Here is a 25,633-nt window from a genome sequence, read left to right as displayed (position 1 = left end):
GCCAATTTGCATGAGTAAGAGCGCGATTTTTGTTCTTTCTGGCTTTTTAGCGTTCTTGCTCTATGCTTTGTTATTATATGGTTTGTTGTTAGAAAGGCATAATAAAGAAGCAGAGAAAATCCTTTTAGATTTAAATAAAAAGGACGAACAAGCCATTGACTTGAATTTAGAAGATCTGCCAAGCGAGAAAAAGAATGAAAAAATTGAAAAAGTAACGGAAAAACAGGGCGATTTTTTAGAGCCTAAAGAAGAACCCAAAGAAGAGCCTGAAGAAAGCCTTGAAGATATTTTTTCTTCACTCAATGATTTTCAAGAAAAGACAGACGCAAACGCTCAAAAAGATGAGCAAAAAAATGAGCAAGAAGAAGAGCAAAGGCGTTTAAAAGAACAGCAACGCTTAAGAAAAAACCAAAAAAATCAAGAGATGTTGAAAGGTTTGCAACAGAATTTGGATCAATTCGCGCAAAAACTAGAAAGCGTTAAAAACAAAACTTTAGATTTGCAAATTCCTAAACAAGATGGGGTTGATGAAAAGGCTTACCAAGAGTGGTACGCTCAAATCTATCAGATTTTATATAAAGGTTGGAAAGGGGTTTTTTACCACAAGGCTTCAGTGAGCGCGCTGATTATGATCACTAAAGATGGAGAGTTTGATTATACCATTCTTAGCTACTCCGATTTTAAGGATTATAACAAGAGTGTGATGACCCTTTTAAATGATTTAAAGAAAGTGGATTTCCCCCCATATCCTGGAGGAAACATGATTTCTATTCAAGTTAATTTCACCACTAAGGAAGAACAATGAGGTATTTATGGCTTTTTTTAATAAGCGCTATAGGGCTTTTTGCAACAGATAAAACACTAGATATTATTAAAACCATTCAAAAACTTCCTAAGATTGAAGTGCGCTACTCTATAGATAACGATGCCAATTACGCTTTAAAATTGCATGAAGTCTTAGCGAATGATTTAAAGACTAGCCAGCATTTTGATGTTTCTCAAAACAAGGATCAAGGCGCTATCAATTACGCAGAACTCAAAGATAAAAAAGTCCATCTTGTAGCGCTGGTGAGCGTGGCTTTAGAAAACGGCAATAAAATTTCACGATTAAAACTTTATGATGTCAATACGAGCGCTCTTGTTAAAACTTTTGACTACCCCATTTTAAGCGCTGATCTATACCCTTTTGCAGCGCACAACATGGCCATTGTGGTGAATGACTATTTAAAAGCCCCTTCTATCGCTTGGATGAAGCGCCTTATTGTTTTCTCTAAATACATTGGACCAGGAATCACAAATATCGCCTTAGCCGATTATACGATGCGTTATCAAAAAGAAATCATCAAAAACAATAGGCTCAATATTTTCCCTAAATGGGCGAACGCTGAACAAACGGAGTTTTATTACACGCAGTATGGCGAAAGAACGCCCATGATTTTAAAATACAACATTCAAAAAGCCACTCATGAGAATATCGCTAGCTCTCAAGGAATGGCTGTGGTCTCTAGCGTGAGTTCTGATGGTTCTAAAATCTTAATGTCTTTAGCCCCTGATGGCCAACCGGATGTGTATTTGTATGACACGCATAAAAAAACTAAAACCAAAATAACGCGCTATCCTGGGATAGATGTCTCAGGAGTGTTTTTAGAAGATGACAAGTCCATGGCTTTTGTTTCGGATAGATCCGGCTATCCTAACATCTACATGAAGAAATTGGGGTTAAAAGAGAGTGCGGAGCAACTCCTTTATGAAGGAAGAAGCAATGAATCCATTGACGCCTATAGGGATAGTATTGTGTATGTGAGCCGAGAAAACCTTAATGAATTTGGCAAAACGGTGTTTAATTTGAATCTGATCGCTCTAAACAGCAAGTATATCCGCAGGCTTACCGTGAATGGCTCTAACCAGATGCCTAGGTTTTCTATGGATGGGAAAAATATCATGTATATCAAAAAGACGCCTCAAGAATACGCCATGGGGCTTATTTTGCTAGACTATAATCAGAGTTTTTTATTCCCTTTAAAGAATGTGAAAATACAAGCCTTTGATTGGTAAGGTTAAATTAAGCGAATGTGAGTTAATATTTACACTTATTAAAATTTGATTCTTGGAGAATTTATAATGAAGAGATCTTCTGTATTTAGTTTCTTGGTAGCTTTTTTATTGGTAGCTGGCTGTAGTCATAAAATGGATAATAAGACTGTGGCTGGCGATGTGAGTGCTAAAACGGTTCAGACTGCACCCGTTACTACAGAACCCGCTCCAGAGAAAGAAGAGCCTAAACAAGAGCCAGCTCCAGTGGTTGAAGAAAAACCGGCTGTTGAGAGTGGGACTATCATCGCTTCTATTTATTTTGATTTTGACAAGTATGAAATCAAGGAATCCGATCAAGAGACTTTAGATGAGATCGTGCAAAAAGCTAAAGAAAACCACATGCAAGTGCTTTTGGAAGGCAATACGGATGAATTTGGCTCTAGCGAATACAACCAAGCGCTTGGCGTTAAAAGGACTTTGAGCGTGAAAAACGCTTTAGTCATTAAAGGGGTAGAAAAAGATATGATCAAAACCATCAGTTTTGGTGAAACCAAACCCAAATGCGCCCAAAAAACTAGAGAATGTTACAAAGAAAACAGAAGAGTGGATGTCAAATTAGTGAAGTAATTCTAGGATGAAAAGGCTTTTTTTTATCCCTTTTATCGCTCCCTTTTTTCTCAATGGGGAGCCTTCAGCGTTTGATTTACAAAGCGGAGCTACCAAAAAAGAACTCAAGCAGTTGCAAGTCAATAGTAAGAATTTTTCTAATATTTTGACCAAAATCCATTCGCAAGTAGAGGCTAACACTCAAGCTCAAGAGGGTCTAAGGAGCGTTTATGAAGGGCAGGCTAATAAGATTAAAGATCTCAATAACGCTATCCTTTCCCAAGAAGAATCCTTGCGAGCCTTAAAAGCTTCGCAAGAAGTGCAAGCTAACACATTAAAGCAGCAATCGCAAACTTTAGAGGATTTGAGGAATGAGATTCACGCTAATCAGCAAGCTATCCAGCAGTTAGACAAGCAAAACAAAGAGATGAGTGAATTATTGACCAAATTGAGCCAGGATTTGGTTTCACAAATCGCCTTAATCCAAAAAGCCCTCAAAGAACAAGAGGAAAAAGCTGAAAAGCCGCTCAAATCAAGCGCTCCGGCCAATAAGAACCCCCCTTTGAAAGCCGAAACCCCAAAAAATCAAGAGAAAAAAACCCAAGAAAAGGCGAAAGTGGAGTTTGATAAAGATCTGTCCAAGCAAAAAGAGATCTTTCAAGAAGCCCTGTCTTTTTTTAGAAACAAATCCTATGCAGAAGCTAAAGAGCGTTTGTTGTGGTTAGAAGCCAATAGTTACAGACTTTATTATGTGCGTTATGTTCTTGGAGAAGTGGCTTATGGAGAAAAGAGATACAGAGAAGCGATCAAGTATTACAAAGAGAGCGCTCTTTTAAATAAAAAAGCGTCTTACATGCCTGTGCTTTTGTGGCATACGGCATGGTCGTTTAAAAAAATCAAAGACGATCAAAACTATTATAAATTTTTAAACACCTTGCAACACTTGTATCCTTCAAGCGAACAAGCTAAAATGGCACAAAAAATCTTAGAAAACAAGGAGAAACACCACCATGCAAAACCATGATTTAGAATCAATCAAACAAGCCGCTTTGATTGAATATGAAGTGAGGGAGCAAGGCTCTAGCGTTGTGCTAGATGGCAATATTTCTAAAGAGCCTTTAGAGTTTATTATAGGCGCTAATCAGATCATAGCAGGGTTAGAAAAGGCGGTATTAAAGGCTCAAATTGGCGAGTGGGAAGAGGTTGTTATCGCCCCAGAGGAAGCTTATGGGGTTTATGAAAGCAGCTATTTGCAAGAAGTCCCTAGAGATCAATTTGAAGGCATTGAATTAGAAAAAGGCATGAGCGTTTTTGGGCAAACTGAAGACAACCAAACCATTCAAGCCACTATCAAAGACTTTAGCAACACGCATGTGATGGTGGATTATAACCACCCGTTAGCCGGGAAAACTTTAGCGTTTCGTTTCAAGGTTTTGGGGTTTAGGGAAGTGAGCGAAGAAGAAATTTTAGCTTCACACCATGGCGGTGGGACAGGTTGCTGTGGCGGTCATGGGGGTCATGGCGGAAAGAAAGGTGGGGGTTGTGGCTGCTCATGTTCGCATGGGTAGTAAGGTATAGGAGTCTTTAAAAGGCAAGGTCATGAATAGTTCTAATCTCAAAAATTGGCTATTCCCTACCATTTGCTTTTTTTTATTTTGTTATATTTTAATTTTTTTAATGTTTTTTATGTTTAAAAGTTTGCAATCGCAATCGTTTGGCTCTGTGGCAGAAACCGGAAAAAAACCCATTACCACCACCAAGAAATTTGGTAAGGAATTGCAAAAACAGATTTCAAAAATCCATTAACTTTTTTTCTTTTTTGCCGATACTTGCTGTAATCAAATGAATTGGATATTAGATTAAAGGATTTTAAGATGATTAACGCCGTCTCTTCGCTCACTCCAGTGCAATCTTTGGGGAATTACAAGCGTGTGGAAAAGAATGAAAAAGTTGAAAACAATGAAGCCGCTCTTGATAGGGTAGCTGAAATCAAGAAAGCGATTGAAAATAACCAGTATAAGATCAACTTGCATGAGACTTCTCACAAAATGGCACAGGATTTGTTGGGGATAAGCTAGGGGGTTTAAGGGCTTCATTTCTAGGGGGGTTATTCTTGCTGTCGTTTTGTTTTTCATTGAAGTTTAGTTTTTTTGTATTTTGAAATGCGTTTGTCGCTCTTTTAAATAGGGTGCGTTTTTAGTCGTGTGTTAGGAATGATTGATTGGGGATTTTAACTTTTATGGATTTTTGCTCTGGCATTGGTGGAGGCCGTTTGGGCTTGGAGCAATGCCATTTGAAATGCGTAGGGCATGCAGAAATCAATGATGAAGCCCTTAGGACTTATGAATTATTTTTTAAAGATACCCATAATTTTGGGGATTTGATGCGGATCAATCCTAATGATTTGCCCGATTTTGATGCGCTCATTAGTGGGTTTCCTTGTCAAGCTTTTTCTATCAATGGCAAAAGGAAGGGGCTTGAAGATGAAAGAGGGACTATTATTTATGGGCTTATTCGTATCTTAAAAGTCAAACAGCCCAAATGTTTCTTGCTTGAAAATGTTAAGGGCTTGATCCATCATAAGCAACAAGAAACTTTTAAAACCATTATCAAAGCTTTGCAAGAAGCGGGCTATACAACTTATTATCAAATTTTAAACAGCGCTGATTTCCAATTAGCCCAAAAGAGAGAACGCCTTTATATCGTAGGGTTTAGGAAGGATTTGAAACACCCATTTCATTTCCCTTTAGGTTTAGCCAATGATTATTGTTTTAAGGATTTTTTAGACGCTGATAATGAATGCTATTTGGATGTGAGTAACGCTACTTTCCAAAGATACTTGCGCAACCCATACAATCATAACCGGGTTTTTTTAGAGGATATTCTAACTTTAGAAAACGCCGTTTTAGACACAAGACAATCTGATTTAAGGTTGTATTTTAATGTTTTTCCTACTTTAAGGACTTCTCGGCATGGTTTGTTTTATACCCAAAAAGGTAAAATCAAAAGATTAAACGCTGTTGAAAGCCTGCTTTTACAAGGATTTCCTAGGGATTTGATCGCTAAGATTAAAAATAATCCTAACTTTAAAGCAAGCCATTTATTATCCCAAGTGGGGAATGCGATGAGCGTGAATGTGATTGCTGCTATCGCACAGCAAATGTTAAAGGCGATTTAATAAGGGGGGAAAATGATTTCAAAATACCCCCTATCCCCTTAAGAAATTGAGTTTTATAATAAAACTAAAAATGGCATAGTATTTGCTTGAATACGGCTGAAACAAGAGCTAAAGGATTTGTTATGGTCGTTTTACATTCTCATTTAGAAAACGCGCTCAACCAATTGAAAGAATTGATTGATTTAACCGAGCGCGATATAAGAGATATCAAGCTCGCTAAACACACCGAAATTTTTGAAAGAAACCATCAAAAACAGCTAGCGATTCAAGCTTTTGAAAAAGAAAAAGCGAATATAGATGTGCAAATGTTGTCTTTAAAAAACCAATTCCCCAATAAAGAAATGAGTGAATTATTAGACGAAAAAACGAGCGATTTTTTAAACCAAATGCGAGAGTCCTTGCTTGTTTTGAAAGAAAAAAACTTGATTTATTCGCGCATGGCGTTTGCGGTTTCTGAGTTTTATTCTTCGCTCATCCAACAAATCATTCCCCATGACACTTGCGACTATAAAGGCTCTAGGCATGTGGGGAGTCATTTTTTAAGAGTGCAGGCGTAAAATGGGCGGAATCTTATCTTCACTCAACACTTCTTACACGGGCCTACAAGCCCATCAGAGCATGGTGGATGTTACCGGGAATAATATTTCTAACGCTAGCGATGAATTTTATAGCCGTCAGCGCGTGATTGCAAAGCCTCAAGCGGCTTACATGTATGGCACTAAAAACGTGAATATGGGCGTGGATGTAGAAGCCATTGAAAGGGTGCATGATGAGTTTGTTTTTGCTCGTTACACGAAGGCTAATTACGAAAACACTTATTACGATACAGAGTTTTCGCATTTAAAAGAAGCGAGCGCGTATTTTCCGGACATTGATGAAGCGAGCCTTTTTACGGATTTGCAAGATTATTTTAACTCATGGAAAGAATTGTCTAAAAACGCCAAAGACTCCGCTCAAAAACAGGCTCTCGCTCAAAAAACAGAAGCTTTAACGCACAACATTAAAGACACCAGAGAGAGGTTAACGACCTTACAGCATAAAGCGAGCGAAGAATTAAAAAGTGTTATCAAAGAAGTCAATAGCTTGGGTTCTCAAATCGCTGAGATCAATAAACGCATTAAAGAAGTGGAAAACAACAAGAGCTTAAAGCATGCGAATGAATTAAGGGATAAGCGAGATGAATTAGAATTCCATTTGCGAGAGCTTTTAGGGGGGAATGTTTTTAAAAGCAGCATTAAAACCCATTCGCTCACAGATAAAGACTCAGCGGATTTTGATGAGAGCTATAACCTTAATATTGGGCATGGATTCAATATCATTGATGGCTCTATTTTCCATCCCTTAGTGGTTAAAGAATCCGAAAATAAAGGGGGTTTGAACCAAATCTATTTTCAAAGCGATGATTTTAAGCTCACTAATATTACTGACAAGCTCAATCAGGGGAAAGTGGGGGCGTTATTGAATGTATATAATGACGGCTCTAACGGGACTTTAAAGGGCAAATTGCAAGATTATATTGATTTGTTGGATTCTTTTGCTAGGGGTTTGATAGAATCCACTAATGCGATTTACGCTCAAAGCGCGAGTCATCATATTGAAGGCGAACCTGTGGAGTTTAACAGCGATGAAGCCTTTAAAGACACGAACTACAATATCAAAAACGGCTCGTTTGATTTAATCGCTTACAACACCGATGGTAAAGAAATCGCTAGAAAAACCATTGCTATCACGCCCATTACAACCATGAACGATATTATCCAAGCCATTAACGCTAACACTGATGACAATCAGGACAATAACACCGAAAACGATTTTGATGATTATTTCACAGCGAGCTTTAACAATGAGACTAAAAAGTTTGTTATCCAGCCTAAAAACGCTTCGCAAGGGTTGTTTGTTTCTATGAAAGATAACGGCACGAATTTTATGGGAGCGTTAAAACTCAACCCTTTTTTTCAAGGCGATGACGCTTCTAATATCAGCTTGAATAAGGAATACAAAAAAGAGCCTACCACTATCCGCCCATGGCTTGCTCCCATTAACGGGAATTTTGATGTGGCGAACATGATGCAGCAATTGCAATACGATAGCGTGGATTTTTATAACGACAAGTTTGATATTAAACCAATGAAAATCAGCGAGTTTTATCAATTTTTAACCGGTAAAATCAACACGGACGCTGAAAAATCAGGGCGTATTTTGGACACTAAAAAGAGCATGTTAGAGACCATTAAAAAAGAGCAACTCTCTATTTCGCAAGTGAGCGTGGATGAAGAAATGGTGAATTTGATCAAGTTTCAAAGCGGTTATGCCGCTAACGCTAAGGTCATTACCGCTATTGATCGGATGATAGACACTTTATTGGGGATTAAACAATAAGTTTTCTACCCATAGCGTTTTGATCAAATAAGCCTTATTTAACTTATTTTTTAAACTCTATTTATTTAAAACTCATTAACGATAATGCTTAATAGCAATTATGAGCTATAAGCGAGAGGGTGTTTTGTAAAGCTTGTGTTATAATAACAACGAAATTTTAAGCGTAACTGATTGAAAGGAAAACAGATGAGACGGAGTTTTTTAAAAACGATTGGCTTGGGTGTGATAGCGCTCTCTTTAGGTTTGTTAAGCCCTTTGAGCGCAGCGAGTTATCCGCCCATTAAAAACACTAAAGTAGGCTTAGCCCTTTCTAGCCACCCGCTAGCTAGTGAAATTGGGCAAAAGGTTTTAGAAGAGGGAGGTAATGCGATTGATGCGGCTGTAGCGATAGGTTTTGCACTAGCAGTCGTCCATCCGGCAGCAGGTAATATTGGTGGCGGAGGTTTTGCGGTTATCCATTTGGCTAATGGTGAAAATGTTGCCTTAGATTTTAGAGAAAAAGCACCCTTAAAAGCCACTAAGAACATGTTTTTAGACAAGCAAGGCAATGTAGTCCCTAAACTCAGTGAAGATGGCTATTTGGCGGCTGGGGTTCCTGGAACGGTGGCGGGCATGGAAGCGATGTTGAAAAAATACGGCACCAAAAAACTATCGCAACTCATTGATCCTGCCATTAAATTGGCTGAAAATGGTTATGCGATTTCACAAAGACAAGCAGAAACCCTAAAGGAAGCAAGGGAGCGGTTTTTAAAATACAGTTCTAGCAAAAAGTATTTTTTTAAAAAAGGGCATCTTGATTATCAAGAAGGGGATTTATTTGTCCAAAAAGATCTAGCCAAGACTTTGAATCAAATCAAAACGCTAGGCGCTAAAGGTTTTTATCAAGGGCAAGTCGCTGAGCTTATTGAGAAAGACATGAAAAAGAATGGAGGGATTATCACTAAAGAAGATTTAGCCAGTTACAATGTGAAATGGCGCAAACCGGTAGTGGGGAGTTATCGTGGGTATAAGATCATTTCTATGTCGCCACCAAGTTCAGGAGGCACGCATTTGATCCAGATTTTAAATGTCATGGAAAATGCGGATTTAAGCGCCCTTGGGTATGGGGCTTCTAAGAATATCCATATCGCTGCAGAAGCGATGCGCCAAGCTTATGCGGACCGATCGGTTTATATGGGAGACGCTGATTTTGTTTCGGTGCCGGTGGATAAATTGATTAATAAAGCGTATGCCAAAAAGATTTTTGACGCTATCCAGCCAGATACGGTCACGCCAAGCTCTCAAATCAAACCAGGAATGGGGCAGTTGCATGAAGGGAGCAACACCACGCATTATTCTGTAGCGGACAGGTGGGGGAATGCAGTCAGCGTTACTTACACCATTAACGCTTCTTATGGGAGCGCTGCTAGTATTGATGGGGCAGGATTTTTATTGAACAATGAAATGGATGATTTTTCCATAAAACCAGGAAACCCTAATCTCTATGGTTTAGTAGGGGGCGATGCGAATGCGATTGAAGCCAATAAACGCCCTTTAAGCTCCATGTCGCCTACGATTGTGTTGAAAAACAATAAGGTTTTTTTGGTGGTGGGAAGCCCTGGAGGGTCTAGGATTATCACTACGGTGTTGCAAGTGATTTCTAATGTCATTGATTATAATATGAATGTTTCTGAAGCGGTCTCAGCCCCTAGATTCCACATGCAATGGCTCCCTGATGAATTAAGGATTGAAAAGTTTGGCATGCCCGCTGATGTGAAAGACAACCTCACTAAAATGGGCTATCAAATCGTTACTAAGCCGGTCATGGGCGATGTGAATGCGATCCAAGTTTTGCCTAAAACTAAAGGGAGCGTTTTCTATGGGGCAACGGATCCAAGGAAAGAATTTTAATCCTATTTAGCCTTATTTTTTTGGGAGGGGGGGCTTTTTAGCGAGAAAATCTTAAATTTAGTTTTAAAATTCATAAAAATAGTGTAAAATTTCTCATTACAAGAGACGATTTTAGATCTAAAATGGTGTATGCAGAATGGAGTTTGAGAATGTTTGCTGGTTCTAGAACGCATGCAGTTTCTTTTTTAAGATTGGTAGCCATTGACATTATGTTTGATCTTATTAAAGCAGAGGAGTAACAATGGGATACGCAAGCAAATTAGCCTTGAAGATTTGTTTGGCAAGTTTATGTTTATTTAGCGTTCTTGGTGCAGAACACCTTGAACAAAAAAGGAATTTTATTTATAAAGGGGAGGAAGCTTATAATAATAAGGAATACGAGCGGGCGGCTTCTTTTTATAAGAGCGCGATTAAAAATGGCGAACCGCTTGCTTATGTTCTTTTAGGGATCATGTATGAAAATGGTAGGGGTGTGCCTAAAGATTACAAGAAAGCGGCTGAATATTTTCAAAAAGCGGTTGATAACGATATACCTAGAGGGTATAACAATTTAGGCGTGATGTATAAAGAGGGTAGGGGCGTTCCTAAAGATGAAAAAAAAGCCGTGGAGTATTTTAGAATAGCTACAGAGAAAGGTTATACTAACGCTTATATCAATTTAGGCATCATGTATATGGAGGGCAGGGGCGTTCCAAGTAACTATGCAAAAGCGACAGAATGTTTTAGAAAAGCGATGCATAAGGGCAATGTGGAAGCTTATATCCTTTTAGGAGATATTTATTATAGTGGGAATGATCAATTGGGTATTGAGCCGGACAAAGATAAGGCTGTTGTCTATTATAAAATGGCGGCTGATATAAGTTCTTCTAGAGCTTATGAAGGGTTGTCAGAGTCTTATCAGTATGGGTTAGGCGTAGAAAAAGATAAAAAAAAGGCTGAAGAATACATGCAAAAAGCATGCGATTTTGACATTGATAAAAATTGTAAGAAAAAGAATACTTCAAGCCGATAACTCTCAAACTTGGGCTTGATTCAAGGATTTTTGCTTTATTTTAAATAGCATTTTAAGTAGCATGTGTCTTTGAACAATTGATTTGAAGCGATAGATTAAAAAGTATTGCGTTTTTCATGGCTAAATGGATTCCTACCAAAAACTTTAGCCAAAATATTGTTCGCTATAATTTTGCTGTTTGCCTTGCCTAAATACTCCCCCTGCCTTAACAAACCCCCTAAATTTACAAACTCCAAGCAATAGCGAGCGGTTTTCACAAGCTTTTTAAAAACGATGTTAAGATCGCAGAAAGCCTAAAGCCAGCCACTACTAAGAACTTAAGCCAAGGTTTAGCGACCACTCTAAGCGGAGCGTTAAAGTATCAATGGACTAAATTCACGCTAGGAACTCTTTACAGAAACGCTCCCGATCGCATTTTAGGGATTAAACTACCCAAAGCCTTGAATGAAGCCACCGCAGGCGCAGCGTTAAAATACCACATTCAAAGAGCGCTAGAAAGAAGCCACACGATAAGCGCTTTCACGAAGAATTTAGAACTCAGTGCTAAAAATTCCAAGTTTTCTAACGCTACGATGCGAAAGATTGAAGAGATCACGCAAGGCGTAAAAACCGCTAAAGAAAACATCACTAAGCAAGAGAAAGCGTTACAAGACGCTATAACGCCCTTAAAACAATTTGGTAAGAATTACGCAGAATTTGTTTTAAAGCCAAAAGAAGCGTTAGAGAAACTATTACAAGAGAAAAACGGACAAGTTGCAGGCGCAGCGTTTAGGGACGATTTAGGAGGAATTGATTTTGTGTGGGGCAAGGATGGTAAAGATGGCTACGGATTAGCGCACATCTTAGAAAAGAGAGAAAAACAATACACAAGATTAGGATTAAATGCAGAGCAAATTAAAGAAAGAACAGATGAGCTATTAAAATCTATTCCTGAAGTCATTGAGAACGGGGCAGCGTTTAAAGACGATTTAGGGCGCGTTAGCGTGGAATTAAATAACATAAGAGTGGGGCTAAAAAACACATGGGATAATAACAACCTAAATAATCATTTTGTGGTTACTAGCTATGAGAGAGATGAAAAAGTATTAAGGGAGTTAGAAACCAAACCGCCACTTTCTAACGATTACAAAGACAATAGCAACTATAGTGCCTTAAACCTTAATGAAAATAATTCTAATAAAGAAAGCTTAAAAAGTCAAGAACCGCCGTTATCTATATTAGAAAAAAGCCAACTAGAGAAGCAAAAGAAACTAGAAAGCGAAAGATTAGCTAAAGCAGAAAAAGAACGCGCCCAAAAGATTAAAGATAAAGAAAAAGCCGAATTGATAGATAAAATCAGAGCGCAAAAAAACGCCACGCTAGGCAAAATCGAATTAGACAGAGAAATCGCAAAAAGTGAAAAAATACCCTACAAAGAGCTAGAAAATATTCCTAAAACGAGCGTTAGTTTAAACGATAATGAAATACACCTCTTAAAGTTTGTGATCGTCAATAAGAGCGATTTAAAGCCCAATTTCAAAAACACGGGCACGCAAACACGCATCGCAGTGGATAGCAAGAAAATAGAAGAGATAGCCAAGCGCTTTGATTCTAAATTAATTATAGGACGCGGGGGTTTTGATGATTTGCCCATTATCTTACAAGACGGGCAAGTTATCGCAGGAAACCACAGAATACAAGGCATGCTAAACTTTAACGCAGAGAGCCGAAAAAAATACGACCAAGCGATTAAGCAGAACTTTAATATTAGTTTAAAGCCTAATGAGCTTTTAGTGCGAATGCCAGAGCAGGAATTAAACGACAAAGAGATTTTTAAGTTAGCAAGCAAATCTAACGAAAACCGAGCGAACAGCTTTAGCGATACGCTTTTAAGCGCGATGAGCAGTTATAACGACAAATTGAAGCATTTACCGCATAAATTTGAAAGCGACAGCGTGGAGAATTTAGCCAATCAGGTTGCAAGAGTGTTAGAAAGAGATGCTAAAATCCCAAGCAACGCCCAAGTAGAAAACGCTAACCTTTCTCTTTTGAGCCATTACGCCACAAACACTCCAAATAACAGCTTTTTAGAAGTGTTTGATAACGCTTATAAAAACCTAGACAGAGAGCAATTTAAGGCGTTTAAGGAAATGTTTGCCAATAACAGCGCGAATTTTCACAATCTCAATAACGACACCACGATTAAAAATTTCACGATTTCACCTTATCTAACCGATGCGCTAGACACTACCGCTAAAATGCTTGAAAGCGGCAACAGATCTGATAATTTTTCTAAGTTAGCTCATGATATTGACTACCTAGTTAATACAACAGATGAAAACGGCATGAATGCTTTTATTAAAGAAAATAAGGACGCTTACAACAGCGTGATAAGCCAATTACTAGGTAGTTCTTTTGCGCGCTTTTTACGCCTTGAAAACCCTAGCGCGCAGTTTTATGGGTTTTTAGTAAAAGCTAAAGACCAAATGATAGAAAACGCATCCAATGTTTTTACAGGAACGAGTAAGCCTATTAGCCAAATAAATGTATTTGATTTCATTAAATACGGCATTGAAAGCGGCAAAAGCAGTAAGGAGAGCAGGGAATTGTTAGATCTATTGCCAGAGTTAGAAAAAAAGTTTAACGCTCATGAGAAGTTTTTAAAAGGACATAAAAAATGAATTATCCTAATCCTCCAACCCCAGAAATCACCACTAAAGAAAAACCAGCGTTTAAAGAAATCACAAGCGAGTTATTAAGACAATTACAAAACGCTTTAAATTCTAATAGCCTTTTCACCGAACAAGTGGAATTAAGCCTTAAAGGGATCGTTAGGATTTTAGAAGTGCTTTTGAGTTTGGATTTTTTCAAAAACGCCAACGAGATTGATAGCTCTCTAAGAAACTCCATTGAGTGGCTTAATAACGCCGGCGAGAGTTTAAAAACTAAAATGAAAGAATACGAGAGCTTTTTTAATGATTTCAATACGAGCATGCATGCTAACGAGCAAGAGGTAACCGCCACCTTAAACGCCAACACCGAGAACATTAAAAGCGAAGTTAAAAAGCTAGAAAACCAAATTATAGAAACCACTACAAGGCTTTTAACGAGCTATCAAATCTTTTTAAACAACGCCAAAGAAAGCGCTAACAACCAAATAAGCGAAAGCAAAACCGAAAGCCTTGAAGCGATAGGGCAGCCAAAACAAGCAAGCTAAAAATGAAATTAGTGGAGCGAAAAAAAACGATCATTATCAAAACATTGATTTTTTTGAGTTTGAATAAGGCGTGTTAAAAACCACTATAATACCCCTAAAAAATGCGAGTTTAAAGATGCCTTTATTTGATTTAAAAAGCCCTTATCCACCAGCAGGCGATCAGCCCCAAGCCATAGAAGCTTTAACGAAAAGCTTGAAAAATAACAACCATTATCAAACTCTAGTGGGCGTTACAGGGAGCGGTAAGACTTACACGATGGCTAATATCATCGCTCAAACCAATAAACCCGCTTTGATCATGAGCCATAATAAGACCTTATGCGCGCAGCTTTATAGCGAGTTTAAGGCGTTTTTCCCACATAATAGGGTGGAATATTTTATCTCCCACTTTGATTACTACCAGCCTGAGAGCTATATCCCTAGGAGGGATTTATTCATTGAAAAGGACAGCTCTATTAACGATGATTTGGAGCGTTTGAGATTGAGCGCGACCACCTCGCTTTTAGGTTATGATGATGTGATTGTGATAGCGAGCGTTTCGGCTAATTATGGTTTGGGTAACCCTGAAGAATATTTAAAAGTCATGGAAAAAATCAAAGTGGGCGAGAAGTGCGCTTACAAGAGCTTTTTATTAAAGCTAGTGGAAATGGGTTATAGCCGTAATGAAGTGGTGTTTGATAGGGGGAGCTTTAGAGCGACGGGGGAATGCGTGGATATTTTCCCCGCTTATAATGACGCTGAATTTATTAGAATTGAATTTTTTGGCGATGAGATAGAAAGGATTGCTGTCTTTGACGCCTTAGAAAGAAATGAAATCAAGCGCTTGGATTCCGTCATGCTTTATGCGGCCAGTCAGTTTGCCGTAGGGAGTGAGAGGTTGAATTTAGCCATTAAAAGCATTGAAGATGAACTCGCTTTAAGATTGAAATTTTTTAAAGAGCAGGATAAAATGCTTGAATACAACCGCCTCAAACAACGCACCGAGCATGATTTAGAAATGATTAGCGCAACCGGTGTGTGTAAGGGCATTGAAAATTACGCGCGCCATTTCACCGGCAAAGCCCCTAATGAAACGCCTTTTTGTTTGTTTGATTATTTAGGGATTTTTGAGCGGGAGTTTTTAGTCATTGTGGATGAAAGCCATGTGAGTTTGCCGCAGTTTGGGGGGATGTATGCAGGGGATATGAGCAGAAAAAGCGTTTTAGTGGAATATGGTTTTAGATTGCCTAGCGCTTTAGACAACCGCCCTTTAAAGTTTGATGAATTTATCCATAAAAATTGCCAATTCCTTTTTGTGTCCGCTACGCCCAATAAGCTAGAATTAGAGCTTTCTCAAAAGAATGTCGCTGAGCAAATCATTCGCCCTACAGGGCTTTTAGACCCCAAATTTGAAGTGCGAGATAGCGATAAGCAAGTCCAGGATTTGTTTGATGAAATCAAGTTAGTGGTGGCCAGAGATGAAAGGGTGCTCATCACCACGCTCACTAAAAAAATGGCAGAAGAATTGTGCAAATATTATGCTGAATGGGGCTTGAAGGTGCGTTACATGCATAGCGAAATTGATGCGATTGAAAGGAACCACATTATCCGCTCTTTAAGGCTTAAGGAATTTGACATTTTAATAGGGATCAATCTTTTAAGAGAAGGGCTGGATTTGCCTGAAGTCTCTTTAGTAGCGATCATGGATGCGGATAAAGAGGGGTTTTTAAGGAGTGAAACAAGCCTCATTCAAACCATGGGGCGAGCCGCTAGAAACGCTAATGGCAAGGTTTTATTATACGCTAAAAAGATCACTCAAAGCATGCAAAAAGCCTTTGAGATCACTAGTTACAGGCGTGCCAAGCAAGAAGAGTTTAATAAGCTTCATAATATCACCCCCAAAACCGTTACTCGCGCTTTAGAAGAGGAGTTGAAATTAAGAGAGGTTAAAATCGCTAAAGCCTTAAAAAAGGACAAAATCCCTAAAAGCGAAAGGGAAAAGATCATTAAAGAACTGGATAAAAAAATGCGAGAATGCGCGAAAAATTTGGATTTTGAAGAAGCGATGCGTTTGAGAGATGAAATCGCTCAATTAAGAACGCTTTAAAAACTACCGCTTAAAAACTATAAGTGTAGTTGAAATAAACCGAGTAATTGCGCCTGAAATCAACTTGATACAACAAGCTGTTGATCCCGTATTCTAAAAATCGTAAAACCTTTAGGACATCTCCACTATTATTGCTAATGTTATTCATGGAATAATAGTGGTTAAAATAATAAGTAGGGATTTTAATCCCAAAGCCAAATTGGTTGCGCTCATTCCCTAAACGAACCCCTAAATCCACCAAAAACTGGAAGCCATTTGGATCCACTTTCCCGCCAAAAGTGTTTTGAAGAAGCGTTTGATACAATAACGCATCGCTCAATTTGTCATACACCCCGGCAAAAGCAACTCCCAGATTGAACCCAGCAAAAAACTTATCCCCATTATAAGCGTTAAGCAATAGATCCATATAAGTGCCGTAAGTGGAAATGATAACAGACTGCGATTCTTTTGGGCCATAAAGAGAGGCGCTCAAATCATAAAACAGCCCCCACCTGAAGCCAAACCACTTCGTTTCTTCATGCTTACCCACCCACTTATAGCCCACTTGAACGCCAAGACCATTAGACACATACGAATTTTTAAAAACAGGGCTTAAGCCATCGCTGAAAATAATTTGGGTTTTGGTGAAGTTTTGGAATAAATTCAAGTTGCTAGAGTTGCGCTGAATGCTCCCTAATTGATACCCAAGCCCCAGATAAAATGCTGATCTATCCGCATAGCGTTTGATGGGCGAAACCACCTTTTTGTTAAAAAAAGTGTAATCCCCTTTAGTCAAAACATCTTTAAAACCCTTTGCATTAAGCGTGCAAAAAAGCCCTAAAATCAAACATAACGCTCGTTTCAAAAAACCCCTTAATTTAATTTTTTAGTGCTTATTGTAGTTTTGTTTTTGTGAAAATGCGCCTTATTCAAACACCCTTTTAAAAATCACCCCCACATTTTTAGTGTAATAACTGTAATCAAAACATGCTTTGATTTCATCCTCGCTCAAATATTTTTTCAAGCGTTCATCGTTGAGTAGGGCGTTTAAAAACAAATTTTCATCAGCGTTTTTAAAAGCGCCTTGTTGCAAAACCTCCCATATTTTCATCGCATTTTCTTGCACGATAGAATAGCTTTCTTCTCGGCTCAAACCTTTTTTAGGCAATTCCAATAACACCCGTTGCGAAAAGACTAGTCCCCCACTCAAAGCTAAATTTTTAAGCATGTTTTTAGGATAAACCACCAAATTTTCAATCACGCTATTTAGGCGGCTGAGCATAAAATCGCTAGTAACAAACAGATCGGGTAATGCAAAACGCTCCACAGAGCTATGACTCATGTCCCTTTCATGCCATAAGGCGACATTTTCTAGCATGGGGGTAGTAAAAGAGCGAATCACCCTGCAAAGCCCGGTGATATTCTCGCTCAATATGGGGTTTCTTTTGTGAGGCATCGCCGAGCTTCCTTTTTGCCCTGTTGAAAAAGCTTCTTCCACTTCATAGACTTCACTGCGTTGTAAATGGCGGATATTGACAGCGATTTTTTCACAACTGCTCGCTAAAAGAGCCAGATCGCATGCAAGCCTAGCGTAGCGATCCCTTTGAATGACTTGATTATTGATATTGGCGGTTTTTAAGCCTAAAAATTTGCACGCTAATTCTTCTAATTCTAAGGGGGCGTGCGCGAAATTCCCCATAGCCCCACTGATCGCTCCCACGCTGATAAATTCCATCGTTAAATCTAAGGCTTTTAAATGCCGTTTGATTTCATCAGCAAAAAGGGCTAACACTAAACCAAAAGTAATGGGTTCGCCAAACACCCCATGGCTTCTGCCCACCATCAGCGTGTCTTTATGCTCTAAAGCCCTGTTTTTAAGGGTTTCATAGAGATTTTTAACGCCTTTTTGAATGAGTTTTAAGCTTTTTGTCATCAATAATGCCATAGCCGTATCAATGCAATCGCTAGAAGTGATCCCATAATGAAAAAAGCGCGATTCTTCGCCCAGGCTTTCAGCCACGCAAGTAGTGAAAGCGATTAAGTCATGCTTAGTGGTTTTTTCAATTTCTTTAATGCGCTCAAGGTTGAATGCCGCCTTTGAGCAGATTTTTTCACAATCGCTATCTTGGATTTGCCCAAGCTTGTTCCATGCCCTAACGACAGCTTTTTCCACTTCTAAATAGGTTTCAAACTTGGTTTGCTCATTCCATAGGGCTTTCATTTCTTCATTCGCATAGCGTTCTAACACCGACAATCCTTAAAATCAAAATGGGATTTATGTTACTTTAAAGGGGTCTAAAGAATCAAGGGGAAAAATCGCACAAGGTGCAAAAAAGCCCCTTGATTTAATTAAAGGGTTATACTTTAGCTTCTTCTCTGCGTTGCAAGTATTCCCAACGCTCATTCACATCTTTTTGCAATTCTTCAATAATGTGTTCGTTTTCCTTTTTGAAAAGGTGTTTGAAGCGCTTTTGAGCCCCTAAATAATCCCTTACAGGAATGATATTTCTTGGGCGGTAAGTGATTTTCAATTCCCTGCCATTAAAGATTTCAAATAGGGGGAACATCAAGCTATCCACAGCCATATCCGCTAATTCAATGGTTTTATTGGATTCAAATTTCCATTCAGTCGTGCATGGGCTAAGAGCGTTGATAAAGCAAGGCCCTTCAGTGTCTAGCGCGGTTTTAATCTTTTTATTCATGTCTTTCCATTTGTTAGGCGAGAGTTGCGCCACATAAGGGACCCCATGGCTTGCCATGATATTGACGATGTCTTTTTTCTTTTCTTTCTTACCAAAGCTCACTGATCCTGCTGGCGTGGTAGAAGTGCTAGCCCCTAATGGCGTAGAGCCGCTTCTTTGACCGCCGGTATTGGCGTAGTTTTCATTATCTAGGCAAATGTAAGTCATGTCATGCCCTCTTTCCATGCAACCGCTGATGAATTGAAAACCAATATCATAACTAGCCCCATCGCCCCCAAACGCCACAAATTTGGGCTTTTGACCTTGATAGCGGCCCTTATTCACTAGGGCTTTATACATCGCTTCCACCCCTGAAATAGCGGTAGATCCGTTTTCAAAACCAATATGGATCCAAGGCACATCCCATGAAGTGTGCGGATACACCGCCGAACATACCTCTAAACAACCGGTAGAATTGCCTAAAACAATAGGCCCATCTACAGCGTTTAAAACTTCGCGCACAATAATGCCATGCCCACAACCTGGACAAAGCAAGTGCGAGCCTTGAAATTTTTCAGCGCTTTGGCTAAAACCTTTGAGTGTTTTGACTTCTTTTACCATGATATTTCCTTTTTAAAAAAAGCTCATTTTAGGGCCGTGCAAGCCTACGAATTGTTGGGTAGGGTGCGTGAGCGTGCCTTTAAGAGCGTCTTCATTGATTTCTTCAAAAATTTCGCATAAATGCGCGATCGTCATATCCCTTTCGCCTAAACCATAAATGTAGTTAGACACCACGGGGTGTTTAGTCCCTTGCGTTTGATACACTGCGCTCGTTACTTCATTAAACATCGCCCCCATAGCACCCGCTGGAGAGCTTTTGTCTAAAATCGCTAGAGCCTTAAGATTTTTCAAATCCTGCCCCAATCTTTCATAAGGGAAAGGGCGCAAGGAATGGATGGTAGCCACGCCGGCCTTAATGCCTTTTTTACGCATTTCTTTAGCCGCTACGATCGCTGATTCATAAGTAGTGCCTAACGCAAAGATAGCGATTTCAGCGTCTTCTAGCTGGAAAGTTTTAGTCAAATGGTATTGTCTGCCTGTGAGTTTAGCGAAATCATTGAACACTTCTTCAATCACAGAAGACGCGCTCATGATCGCATGGTGGAGTTGGGCTTTATGCTCATAATGCCATTCTTCTTCAGCTTGTGCACCATAGCTTACCGGCTTATCAAAATCCAAAAGGGAATGCTTGGTTTGGTATTCGCCCACGAATTGGTAAGCCACTGCATCGCTCAAAGGGCGGACATTTTGCACGGTGTGCGAGCATAAAAACCCGTCTTGATTGACAATAGTAGGCACGCGCACCTTTTGGTGCTCTGCGATTTTAAACGCCATTAAAGTGAAATCATAAGCTTCTTGAGGGTTGCATGTGCATAAACTGATCCAGCCAGAATCCCTACTCAAATACATATCAGAATGATCGCCATGGATATTCAAGGGGGCTGCTAGAGCGCGATTGACTAAATTCAAAACAATAGGCAAACGCATGCCAGAAGCCTGGTATAAAACCTCTACCATTAGCGCCAAACCTTGAGAGCTAGTCGCAGTGCTGACCCTTCCACCTGCAGCTGCAGCTCCCACGCATGCGCTCATGGCGGCATGTTCAGATTCCACTAAAACGAATTCGCCATCAATATAGCCATTATCCTTAAACGAGCCATAATTCTGCACAATGGGCGTTGATGGGGTGATAGGATAGGCTGCAATGACATCAATTTGAGCCTGTCTTAAAGCGTTAGAACTAGCGGTATTGCCATCCCACACTTCTATCTCTTGCAATTCAATACTTTTTGCCATATTTTTTCCTTATGATTTTTTCTTTTCTTGTTTTTGCGGCCATTGAGTGAGTGCGGTAGCGGGCTCAATTTGTTCTTCAAACATCCATAGCGATTTAGGGTTGGTGGGGCAGACATCCACACACACGCCACAGCCTTTACAATGAGAATAATCCACGCCTTTTAACTTGCCCTCTCTTGAAAGAATGGCGGCGTCTGGGCAATAAACCCAACAATTAAAGCAATTGATGCAAATATTATTGTTATGCACAGGCTTAGCCACGCGCCAATGAGCCACTGAAGTGGTGAAGTAGCTTTGCTCGGTGTAATGGCGCTCATCATTGTGTTTTTCCATTTCGCTTTGTGCGTTTTTTTCAAAAGGGAAGAGCACCGCTCCCATTTCAAATTCATTCCAATCTTTCATCTTTAATCCTTAATGTTATTGAACTTCTTCATAAGCTCTTTGGATAGCGAGCATGTTAGCGTCAATGACTTCTTGCGTGAGTTTTTTGCCTAAAACTTTCTTAAAAGCTTCTTTAAAAGCCTCAATTTCAAGCATGCCAGACACTTTCATTAAAGCCCCTAGCATGGGCGTGTTGGGGATGGGGCGTTTTAAGGTTTCCATAGAGATTTTTAAACAATCCACTAAAAACACCTTACGGGTTTTTAATTCAGGTTTTTTTTCAAACAATTCTTCTTTGTTAAGATAGCTTGTGATGATATAGGTCGTGTCTTCTTTTTCATTAGCGAAAATGTTTTCAATGAAAACCAAACCAGGGTCAATCACCAGCACATAATCCGGTTGCATGAAACGCTCATGGTTTAAAATAGGCTCATCATCAATGCGGTTATAAGCCATCATAGCAGCCCCCCTTTTAGCTGAACCATAGGAAGCGAACGCTTGCACTTCTTTGCCTGTTTTTGAAATCACATCAGCCAGCCCTTTAGCGCCGGTGATAGCGCCTTGACCCGCTCGCGCATGCCATCTAATTTGAAACATGGTAATATGTCTCCTTAATATCGTATAAGATAAATTGAATTTAGCCTAAAATTATACAAAAAAAACTATTAATGTGTCTTATAACAATATCTTTTTAGGAATTTTTATAGAAAAATGGGGGCATACCCACAAGAATTATGGCTATTTTATGGCCATTTATTCTAAAAAGATAGGCGTTCTTAATCAAAACCACTAATATTTATTTTAAACTTTGTTATTATTAGGGCGTGATTTGATCTTAATCTATTAGGGCAAGTGTGGGGCAGGATAACAAAAGGAATTGGGTTATGAATAAAACAACGGTTAAAATATTGATGGGCATGGCGTTATTATCATCGCTTCAAGCCGCAGAGGCAGAGTTTGATGAAAAATCAAAAAAACCTAAATTTGCGGATAGGAATACGTTTTATTTAGGGGTTGGGTATCAGCTTAGCGCGATCAACACATCTTTTAGCACCGAGTCTGTAGATAAATCGTATTTCATGACCGGCAATGGCTTTGGTGTGGTGTTAGGGGGGAAATTTGTGGCTAAAACGCAAGCTGTAGAGCATGTGGGTTTCCGTTACGGGTTGTTTTATGATCAGACCTTTTCTTCTCACAAATCCTATATTTCTACCTATGGTTTAGAATTTAGCGGTTTATGGGACGCTTTCAATTCGCCAAAGATGTTTTTAGGGTTAGAGTTTGGCTTAGGCATCGCTGGGGCGACTTACATGCCAGGAGGGGCTATGCATGGGGTTATCGCTCAAAATTTAGGCAAAGAAAATTCGCTTTTCCAATTGCTTGTGAAAGTGGGCTTTCGTTTTGGCTTTTTACACAATGAAATCACTTTCGGGTTGAAATTCCCTGTCATTCCTAACAAAAGAACGGAAATTATTGATGGCTTGAGCGCAACTACTTTATGGCACCGCTTACCGGTCGCTTATTTCAATTATATCTATAATTTTTAGATATGGTTATTTAGAGGTTTTAGATTTGACAAAATCAATTAACTCTCGTGTGTCTATGGTTAGGGTTAAGAATTGCTGATAAGTAGTGATCCACTTGCCCCCTTTCCCATACAAATGATACCCATCGCCCCCACCTAAAAAGTTAAAAAACGCATCCGCTCGCACGCTCACCCATTTATTTTTATAAACATAATAAAGCCCTATCATGTCAAAATTAGGGGCTCTATACCATGGCAATCCGGTATAAAGGGATTGGCCATAAGTAGCATAAAAATGCATTTGGGGTTTGTTGGAAAAATAGTATCTGTTAAAAATCCCAAAGCCCTTGTATTGCGCTTGGGCGTAAAATTCCCCCCCAAAGCTGTTATAAAATCGGGCGTTTTTACACTCGCTAGCATAACGCACGCAATAATGGGTTTGAGACGACTGCGTGCCAAAGGTCATGAAAATATTGTCCATATAAGGCATGAGATTTTTAAAATCCGCTTTTAAATAAGCGTGGTAATAAACCCTGTCTAAAATGGTAGGGTTAGAGTATTTCCCTATTTCTCCGCCTTGTGGGTTATCTTTTTGACTGAAATAGGGGTAGCCATTAGGCCATTGCGGGGTTACATCGCCTGGTTTTAAGTAAGAATTACCGCCGTAAGGGTAGTTATCTCCCATGCTATGATGGCTGGCGTTATGAAAAATCACAAGCTGCCCCCCCAAACCTAAATACCCTTTAAGAAACTGAAATTCTGAAGAAACAAAATACAAGAATTGGTTAAAATCGTAATTTTTCTTTTTGGGCTGGTTGTTCCAATTACGCCCCCCATACCAATCCACAACGCCCTCAAACCACCCATTCCACCAGCGGTTAGGATCATAAGCCGGTTTGAATTGAAACGCTCCTCCCCTAAAAGTGGGGTCTATAAACCAAAAAAGTTTTTTAAAAGCGCTTAAAGGGTAACGCCCTATTTGATAGCTTCGTGGCACAATGCCTAAAAAAAATCTCAAATTTTTCCCTATGTATTGGTAATACATCGTAACCCCCCATGAGTAAGGGAAATAACTATAATGCGTGTGCAAATTTTGAATGAACCACGCTCCAAACATCAAGGCCTGTCTTTTGTCTAATTGAACGCCAATTTGAGGCATGAGACGCCCTTGCATTTTGGTAAGGCTATTCCAATAGGGGTTGTTGGCTGGGGCCACTAAATTGAAATTAAAGCTCATAAACTTCAAGTCATAGACAAAACTAGCCGCTTTTATTAAGGGTGGTGTTAAAAAACCTGAAAATAACAACGTGCAAAGAGATTTTTTTAAGAAAATCAAATTAGAATACAGCCCCTTTCATCATCTTTTAAAATTGCAGCATTTAAAATAGCAACGCTTAAAGACAGGATACGATTTTAAATTAATTTTCATTAAAAACAACATAAAAACCAAAAACAGAACCTTTTCAAGTTTAGTTTTTTTTTTTTTTTGGATAAAATAGCTTTAAAAAAGGGCGTTTAATTTTTATGACTTCAGCTTCAAGCCATTCTCTTAAAGAACAAGATTTTCATATCCCTATCGCTTTCGCTTTTGATAAGAATTACCTCATTCCTGCGGGCGCGTGCATTTATTCCTTGTTAGAAAGCATCGCTAAAGCCAATAAAAAAATCCGTTACACCCTACACGCTTTAGTGGTAGGATTGAATGAAGAAGATAAAGCAAAGCTTAATCAAATCGCAGAGCCTTTTAAAGAATTTGCTGTTTTAGAAGTAAAAGATATTGAACCTTTTTTAGACGCTATCCCTAACCCTTTTGATGAGGATTTCACCAAGCGTTTTTCTAAAATGGTGTTAGTGAAGTATTTTCTAGCGGATTTATTCCCCAAATATTCTAAAATGGTGTGGAGCGATGTGGACGTTATCTTTTGCAATGAATTTAGCGCTGATTTCTTAAACATTAAAGAAGATGATGAGAATTATTTTTATGGGGTTTTAGAAGTTGAAAAGAACCACATGATGGAAGGGTTTTTGTTTTGTAATTTAGATTGCCAGCGCAAGAAAAATTTCACCTTAAGAATGCATGATCTTTTAAAGGGGAATGAGGCTAAAGAGGAGTTGGATTTTACGAAATGGTGTTGGCCTAACATGAAAGCTTTAGGGATTGAGTATTGCGTTTTCCCTTTCTATTACACCATTAAAGATTTTTCTAACGCGTATTTAAACGAGAATTACAAGAAAACCATTTTAGAGGCGCTCAAAAACCCTATAATCATCCACTATGACGCTTGGTGGGGGGCAGTGAAGCCTTGGGATTACCCTTTTGGTTTGAAAGCGGATTTGTGGCTGAACGCTTTGGCTAAAACCCCTTTTATGAGCGATTACACTAAAAAAATGCACACCAATGAGAGCTTTTACACCACAAAAATGGCTGAGCAGCATTATTTTTCTTCAGTAAAATCTTCAAAAGACATTGTTTTTAAAACTCCGTATTTGTTTTTCAAATCGTATCTGTTTGTTGTGTTTAAAGAAAGGAAAATCCATTTAAGGATTTTTGCATTAATTTGTGGTTTAGTGAAAAAATTTTTCAATAAGCTTATTTATTTTGTGTTTTTGATGCCTAAAGCGTTAGTTAAAAGGGCGGTTAGTAAGATCCTTAGAGTTTTAGGGCTTCATGGGGTTGTGAAAAAAATCTTAATCCAACTCAAGCTCTTGAAAAAGGGCTAGAGTAAAGGGGTTAAAACCTTTTTTTAAATTAATTTTCATTAAAAACAACATAAAAACCAAAAACAGAACCTTTTCAAGTTTAGTTTTTTTTTTTTTTTGGATAAAATA

Annotated in this window: 23 protein-coding genes and 2 pseudogenes; 17 read left to right on the top strand and 8 right to left on the bottom strand. The window is 38.9% G+C overall.

Features of this window, described 5'->3' with window-relative positions; all coding sequences use genetic code 11:
- Positions 1-10 precede the first annotated feature (10 nt).
- From EXS92_RS07570 to EXS92_RS07515, 12 genes are all read left to right on the top strand, one after another.
- Positions 11-805, top strand: coding sequence for an energy transducer TonB (locus EXS92_RS07570; RefSeq protein ID WP_000045012.1), 795 nt, complete (start codon positions 11-13; stop codon positions 803-805).
- Positions 802-2,055 (top strand): Tol-Pal system protein TolB, encoded by a 1,254-nt coding sequence (gene tolB, locus EXS92_RS07565; protein WP_165516057.1) that lies wholly within the window; start codon positions 802-804, stop codon positions 2,053-2,055. Before EXS92_RS07570 ends, tolB begins: the two co-directional genes overlap by 4 nt.
- A gap of 66 nt (positions 2,056-2,121) precedes the next feature.
- Entirely contained in the window at positions 2,122-2,661 is a 540-nt protein-coding gene (locus EXS92_RS07560) for an outer membrane protein Omp18 (protein ID WP_000831157.1), read from the top strand.
- Between the two features lie 7 nt (positions 2,662-2,668).
- Complete coding sequence (locus EXS92_RS07555) at positions 2,669-3,664, top strand: hypothetical protein (protein WP_165516056.1); 996 nt, start codon at positions 2,669-2,671, stop codon at positions 3,662-3,664.
- Complete coding sequence (locus tag EXS92_RS07550) at positions 3,651-4,208, top strand: FKBP-type peptidyl-prolyl cis-trans isomerase (RefSeq protein ID WP_001179310.1); 558 nt, start codon at positions 3,651-3,653, stop codon at positions 4,206-4,208. Before EXS92_RS07555 ends, EXS92_RS07550 begins: the two co-directional genes overlap by 14 nt.
- 31 nt (positions 4,209-4,239) lie before the next feature.
- On the top strand, positions 4,240-4,446 hold the full coding sequence (locus EXS92_RS07545; RefSeq protein ID WP_001088955.1) for a hypothetical protein: 207 nt from the start codon (positions 4,240-4,242) through the stop codon (positions 4,444-4,446).
- A 68-nt stretch (positions 4,447-4,514) separates the two neighbouring features.
- Positions 4,515-4,718 (top strand): flagellar biosynthesis anti-sigma factor FlgM, encoded by a 204-nt coding sequence (locus EXS92_RS07540; RefSeq protein WP_001967285.1) that lies wholly within the window; start codon positions 4,515-4,517, stop codon positions 4,716-4,718.
- Positions 4,719-4,861: 143 nt separating this feature from the next.
- Positions 4,862-5,818, top strand: a complete 957-nt coding sequence (locus EXS92_RS07535) for a DNA cytosine methyltransferase (RefSeq protein WP_165516055.1) — start codon at positions 4,862-4,864, stop codon at positions 5,816-5,818.
- Between the two features lie 122 nt (positions 5,819-5,940).
- Entirely contained in the window at positions 5,941-6,375 is a 435-nt protein-coding gene (locus EXS92_RS07530; protein WP_000260933.1) for a hypothetical protein, read from the top strand.
- 1 nt (position 6,376) lies between these two features.
- Entirely contained in the window at positions 6,377-8,197 is a 1,821-nt protein-coding gene (flgK, locus tag EXS92_RS07525; protein WP_000508881.1) for a flagellar hook-associated protein FlgK, read from the top strand.
- A 186-nt stretch (positions 8,198-8,383) separates the two neighbouring features.
- Positions 8,384-10,087, top strand: coding sequence for a gamma-glutamyltransferase (gene ggt / locus EXS92_RS07520; RefSeq protein WP_165516054.1), 1,704 nt, complete (start codon positions 8,384-8,386; stop codon positions 10,085-10,087).
- A gap of 241 nt (positions 10,088-10,328) precedes the next feature.
- Positions 10,329-11,099: an HP1117 family Sel1-like repeat protein gene (locus EXS92_RS07515; protein WP_165516053.1), complete on the top strand. Its 771-nt coding sequence runs from the start codon at positions 10,329-10,331 to the stop codon at positions 11,097-11,099.
- 253 nt (positions 11,100-11,352) lie between these two features.
- Here EXS92_RS07515 and EXS92_RS08160 read toward each other — a convergent pair.
- Positions 11,353-11,553, bottom strand: a pseudogene (locus EXS92_RS08160) (hypothetical protein).
- Positions 11,554-11,671: 118 nt separating this feature from the next.
- Between EXS92_RS08160 and EXS92_RS07510 the strand changes: the two are divergent.
- The 3 genes and pseudogenes from EXS92_RS07510 (at position 11,672) to uvrB (ending at position 16,381) form a co-directional block, all read left to right on the top strand.
- Positions 11,672-13,759 carry a putative barnase/colicin E5 family endoribonuclease gene (locus EXS92_RS07510; protein ID WP_242673992.1) on the top strand — a complete coding sequence of 696 codons (2,088 nt, stop codon included), beginning with the start codon at positions 11,672-11,674 and terminating at the stop codon, positions 13,757-13,759.
- Positions 13,756-14,283: pseudogene (locus tag EXS92_RS07505) on the top strand (hypothetical protein); the annotation flags it as partial. The gene EXS92_RS07510 and the pseudogene EXS92_RS07505, both read left to right, overlap by 4 nt.
- A gap of 127 nt (positions 14,284-14,410) precedes the next feature.
- Positions 14,411-16,381, top strand: coding sequence for an excinuclease ABC subunit UvrB (gene uvrB / locus EXS92_RS07500; RefSeq protein WP_165516052.1), 1,971 nt, complete (start codon positions 14,411-14,413; stop codon positions 16,379-16,381).
- A gap of 10 nt (positions 16,382-16,391) precedes the next feature.
- Here uvrB and EXS92_RS07495 read toward each other — a convergent pair whose 3' ends face one another.
- From EXS92_RS07495 to EXS92_RS07470, 6 genes are all read right to left on the bottom strand, one after another.
- The gene (locus EXS92_RS07495) at positions 16,392-17,225 is read right to left on the bottom strand and encodes an outer membrane protein (RefSeq protein WP_165516051.1); all 834 of its coding nucleotides are present in this window, start codon (positions 17,223-17,225) and stop codon (positions 16,392-16,394) included.
- Positions 17,226-17,285: 60 nt separating this feature from the next.
- Positions 17,286-18,608, bottom strand: a complete 1,323-nt coding sequence (gene purB, locus EXS92_RS07490) for an adenylosuccinate lyase (protein WP_165516050.1) — start codon at positions 18,606-18,608, stop codon at positions 17,286-17,288.
- A gap of 109 nt (positions 18,609-18,717) precedes the next feature.
- Positions 18,718-19,662 (bottom strand): thiamine pyrophosphate-dependent enzyme, encoded by a 945-nt coding sequence (locus EXS92_RS07485; protein WP_000238149.1) that lies wholly within the window; start codon positions 19,660-19,662, stop codon positions 18,718-18,720.
- Positions 19,663-19,674: 12 nt separating this feature from the next.
- Entirely contained in the window at positions 19,675-20,898 is a 1,224-nt protein-coding gene (locus tag EXS92_RS07480) for a 2-oxoacid:ferredoxin oxidoreductase subunit alpha (protein ID WP_001129843.1), read from the bottom strand.
- A 9-nt stretch (positions 20,899-20,907) separates the two neighbouring features.
- On the bottom strand, positions 20,908-21,300 hold the full coding sequence (locus EXS92_RS07475) for a 4Fe-4S dicluster-binding protein (protein ID WP_000656174.1): 393 nt from the start codon (positions 21,298-21,300) through the stop codon (positions 20,908-20,910).
- Between the two features lie 15 nt (positions 21,301-21,315).
- Positions 21,316-21,876 carry a pyruvate flavodoxin oxidoreductase subunit gamma gene (locus EXS92_RS07470; RefSeq protein ID WP_000486454.1) on the bottom strand — a complete coding sequence of 187 codons (561 nt, stop codon included), beginning with the start codon at positions 21,874-21,876 and terminating at the stop codon, positions 21,316-21,318.
- A gap of 287 nt (positions 21,877-22,163) precedes the next feature.
- On the opposite strand from EXS92_RS07470, the gene EXS92_RS07465 reads away from it, so the two are divergent.
- Positions 22,164-22,826, top strand: a complete 663-nt coding sequence (locus EXS92_RS07465) for an outer membrane protein (RefSeq protein ID WP_143428083.1) — start codon at positions 22,164-22,166, stop codon at positions 22,824-22,826.
- Between the two features lie 6 nt (positions 22,827-22,832).
- Here the strand turns inward: EXS92_RS07465 and EXS92_RS07460 are convergent, their stop codons facing one another.
- Positions 22,833-24,140 carry a hypothetical protein gene (locus tag EXS92_RS07460; protein ID WP_165516049.1) on the bottom strand — a complete coding sequence of 436 codons (1,308 nt, stop codon included), beginning with the start codon at positions 24,138-24,140 and terminating at the stop codon, positions 22,833-22,835.
- Between the two features lie 188 nt (positions 24,141-24,328).
- Here EXS92_RS07460 and EXS92_RS07455 point away from each other — a divergent pair, with 188 nt between their 5' ends.
- Positions 24,329-25,525 (top strand): glycosyltransferase family 8 protein, encoded by a 1,197-nt coding sequence (locus EXS92_RS07455; RefSeq protein WP_165516048.1) that lies wholly within the window; start codon positions 24,329-24,331, stop codon positions 25,523-25,525.
- The last annotated feature ends 108 nt before the right edge of the window (positions 25,526-25,633 follow it).

This window comes from Helicobacter pylori, assembly GCF_011175115.1.
Lineage (GTDB): Bacteria > Campylobacterota > Campylobacteria > Campylobacterales > Helicobacteraceae > Helicobacter > Helicobacter pylori_DF.
Note: the sequence above shows the minus strand (reverse complement) of the source record. Positions and strands in the feature narration are given on the sequence as shown.